We start from the raw sequence: 3707 nt of genomic DNA, 5'->3' as shown, positions 1-3707 counted from the left end.
AGATGTGTATAAAGGACAGCGCTGTGGGGGTGGCCGACGACCCTGGCGGTGAGGTCGTCCGGGTCGATCTCGACCACCTCCCAGTCGCGGGCCGGGCCGGCGCCGACCGCCGTGATCCGGCCGCCGCGGGCGTCCAGGGTGGGGGCCCACTCCGTCCAAGGCCCGGTGACGTCGGTGAGGGTGCCGCCGGCCGGGTCGAGGACGCCGAGGCGCAGGTCGGCGCGCCCGTGCACGGTGGCGATCCGGCCGTCCGGGAGCACCGCGAACCAGCGCAGTCCGATCCGCCAGAGGGGGCCGCCGAACTCCTCCTGCGCGGGACGGAGGTTCACCGTCCCGCCGGTGTCCGCGTCGACCCGGTGCAGGTTCCACCAGCCGTCGGGGTCGGTGGCGGCGACCAGGGTGCGGTCGTCCAGCCACTCGGCCTGGCAGACGGCCTGGTCGGGACCGCCGGCGACGGTGCGGGCGCGGGTGAGGGTGCCGTCGTCGCCGATGTCCGCGATCCGCAGCTCGGTGCCGTCCCAGGGCATCGCGGGGTGCTCCCAGCCGATCCAGGCGACCCGGCGGCCGTCGGGGGAGACACGGGGGCCGGTGACGAAGTGCCGGTCGGCGAGCAGCTCCCGGACGGCTGACGGGTCGTCGGCCGCGGAGCCGTCCAGCGGTACGGCGACCAGGGAGCGCCGCACATCGGTGGGGCCCGGGCCGTGGAACGCCTCCCGTACGCACCAGATCTCGGTGCCGCCCGGGGCGACCACCGGGTCGGCCCAGCGCAGCCGGGCGGGCCGGCCGGACTCGGGGGTGAGGGGCTGCGGGACGGCCCCGGGGGCGTCCGGCTCGTAGCGGTGGAGCCGCTGGTCGGCGAAGTGGGTGAAGACCGCGACCGGGCCCCGGCCGGCGGTGGCGGGCAGCGCCGTCCACGGGGTGCCGCCGTACTCGATGACGCGGCTGCGGACGTTCCAGGGCGCGGGCAGCAGCGGGGCGGTGGAGCCGTCGGCGCGGCGGCGGACCAGGGTGACCCGGCCCTCCTCGGCCGGGCGCGGCTCGGTCCACCAGGTCTCGTCGCCCACTGCGGCGACCCAGTCGGGGCGGCCGTCGTGGGCGGCGGCGTGGTGGGCGGTGACGGGTGACCGCCAGGTGCCGTGGGGAGCGGTGGTGGGCATGGCCGCGAATCCGCCTTCCATGGTGTGCGGGGGTGTCAGCCGACGGTGGAGAGGAAGCGGTCCAGGACCCGGACGCCGAAGTGCAGGCCCTGCACCGGCACCCGTTCGTCGACGCCGTGGTAGAGCCCGTGGTAGTCGAAGCCGGGCGGCAGCCGCAGCGGGGAGAAGCCGTAGCCGGTGATCCCGAGCCGGGAGAACTGCTTGGCGTCGGTGCCGCCGGACATGGAGTACGGCACCACGTGGGCGCCCAGGTCATGGGCGAGCAGCGCATCGCGCATCGCGGTGAAGACCGGGGAGTCCACCGGTGCCTGGAGCGGGATCTCCCGGTGCTGGTACTCCCAGGTGACGTCGGGTCCGGTGAGCCGGTCGAGGGTGGCGGTGAACTCCTCCTCGCCGCCGGGCAGCACCCGTCCGTCGACGGCCCCGGTCGCGGAGCCGGGGATGACGTTCACCTTGTAACCGGCCTGGAGCATGGTGGGGTTGGCGCTGTTGCGCAGGGTGCCGGCGACCAGCGCGGCCGCGGCCGGGTCCAGCCGGGCGACGAAGTCGTCCACCCCGGTGCCCGCCGGGTCGTCCAGGCAGGCCGGGTCCAGCGGGGTGCCGGTGGCCTCGGCGAGGGCGGTCAGCGCCGCCCGTACGGTGGGGGTCATCCGCAGCGGCCAGCGGTGGGCGCCGATCGCGGCCATGGCGGCGCAGAGCCGGGTGACCGCGTTGGAGGCGTTGGGCTTGGAGCCGTGGCCGGCCCGGCCGTCGGCGGTGAGGCGCAGCCAGGCGGTGCCGCGCTCGCCCGCGGCCACGGGGTAGATGCGCTGTCCGGCGGCGGTGTGCACGGTGTAGCCGCCGGACTCGCTGACACCCTCGGTGCAGCCCTCGAAGAGGTCCCGGTGGTGCTCGGCCAGCCAGGCGGAGCCCGCGGCGGCGCTGTCCTCCTCGTCGGCGGTGAAGGCCAGCACCACGTCGCGGCGGGGGCGGCGGCCGTCGCGGGCCCAGGCGCGGGCGACGGCGACCATCATCGCGTCCATGTCCTTCATGTCGATGGCGCCGCGTCCCCACACCTCGCCGTCGCGGATCTCGCCCGAGAACGGCGGCACCGTCCAGTCGGCGGCCTCGGCGGGCACCACGTCGAGGTGGCCGTGGACCAGCAGTGCGGGCAGCTGCGGCTCACTGCCCTCGATCCGGGCGACCACATTGGCCCGGCCGGGGGCCGACTCCAGCAGCCGGGGCCGCAGGCCGGCCTCGTCCAGCAGCGCGGCGACGTACTCGGCGGCGGGGCGCTCCCGGCAGTCCCCGCCACCCCGGTTGCTGGTGTCGATGCGGATCAGCTCGGAGGTGAACCGTACGGCCTCCTCGCAGAGCAGGGCGTCGGCGGCGGGCTGCGCCTCCCGGACGGTCTCGGTCATGGGCCGGTCCCCTCGGGTCGTGGATCTTGCCTGTCCGGCCACCGTAGCCGCCGAGGGGGCGGGCGGGCAGCGCGGCGCGGCCCGGGTTCACCGGGGCCGAACGCACACGGCGCCGATCCGCACACCGGTCCGCACCCGTGACACCGCCTGCCGCCCGCCACCGGCCACGGCTGCCGGCGGTGCGGCGGCGATCCCCGCTGCGGCGGGTACGGCCCTGCGGCCCGCCCAGGGCCGCTGGTCACCCGGCGGGCCGCAGCCCGCCTCCCACGCCGGCCGGGACGCCGAGCGTCCGCCGCCGGGCGGCCGCGCCGCGCAGCTCCTGCGCCAGGTGCCGGGCCCGCTTGACGTGCAGCCGCCAGCCGTGGTCGCGGTCACCGACACGGCAGCGGGGCAGCGCATGGCGACCGCTGAGCGGCGACTGCCCGACGGCGCAGGCGTAGTCGTAGCCGGCCGCACGCACCGCGGCCAGGGAACGGCTGTCCACCTCGCCGTACGGGTAGCAGAAGCCCTCGACCGGACGGCCGGCGACCGCGCGCAGCACCTCCCGGCTGCGGGCCGTCTCGGTGGCGAGCACCTCTCCGGTCAGGCCCGGCAGCGCGGTGTGCGCCATGCCGTGCGAGCCGATCTCCATCCCGGCGTCGGCGACCGCCGCGACCTGGCCGGCGGTGAGCAGCTGCCTGCCGGGTGTTTCCGGGTTCCAGGTGCTGTGGCCGCCGAGGCGGTCGGCGACGACGTACACCGTGGCGGTGAAGCCGTACGACTGCAGCACCGGCAGGGCGCCGTGGAGGAAGTCGGCGTAGCCGCCGTCGAAGGTCAGCCCGACCAGGCCGGCGGCCCTGCCGCCGGCCGCCGCCCGCAGCAGCTCCGCCATGCCGACGCCGCGCAGTCCGTGCCGGTCCAGCCAGCGCATCTGGGCGGCGAAGCGTTCGGGGGTGACGGTGAACGGATCGGGGTCCTGCGTACCGCGGTCGACGGAGTGGTACAGCAGCGTCCAGGGCGTCCGGTGCGGTCGGGAGCCGGTGCGGGCCGGAGGGCGGCGCAGGTCACGGGCGAGTGGTTCAGCGGCCATGGCGGCGGGCCCCTTCGGGGGTGGGTCGTACGGCGTGCCCGGCCGTGCGCACCGGGATGCGCGGTCCGGGGGCGCCGTACG

At 76.7% G+C, this 3707-nt stretch carries 2 protein-coding genes and 1 pseudogene; all 3 read right to left on the bottom strand.

What is annotated here, in order from left to right; all coding sequences use genetic code 11:
* Positions 1-1157 (bottom strand): annotated as a pseudogene (locus tag AOK09_RS30610) (S9 family peptidase); the annotation flags it as partial.
* Between the two features lie 35 nt (positions 1158-1192).
* Positions 1193-2557, bottom strand: coding sequence for a M20/M25/M40 family metallo-hydrolase (locus AOK09_RS30605; protein ID WP_055590484.1), 1365 nt, complete (start codon positions 2555-2557; stop codon positions 1193-1195).
* 238 nt (positions 2558-2795) lie between these two features.
* Positions 2796-3626, bottom strand: coding sequence for a polysaccharide deacetylase family protein (locus tag AOK09_RS30600; RefSeq protein WP_079063563.1), 831 nt, complete (start codon positions 3624-3626; stop codon positions 2796-2798).
* Positions 3627-3707 lie beyond the last annotated feature (81 nt).

The sequence above is a fragment of the Peterkaempfera griseoplana genome (assembly GCF_001418575.1).
Taxonomy (GTDB): Bacteria; Actinomycetota; Actinomycetes; order Streptomycetales; family Streptomycetaceae; genus Peterkaempfera; species Peterkaempfera griseoplana.
Note: the sequence above shows the minus strand (reverse complement) of the source record. Positions and strands in the feature narration are given on the sequence as shown.

What these genes read in the sequence shown, in the direction of transcription:
- AOK09_RS30600 (WP_079063563.1), bottom strand. Translation starts at nt 3,626, where the DNA reads ATGGCCGCTGAACCACTCGCCCGTGACCTGCGCCGCCCTCCGGCCCGC.
- AOK09_RS30605 (WP_055590484.1), bottom strand. Translation starts at nt 2,557, where the DNA reads ATGACCGAGACCGTCCGGGAGGCGCAGCCCGCCGCCGACGCCCTGCTC.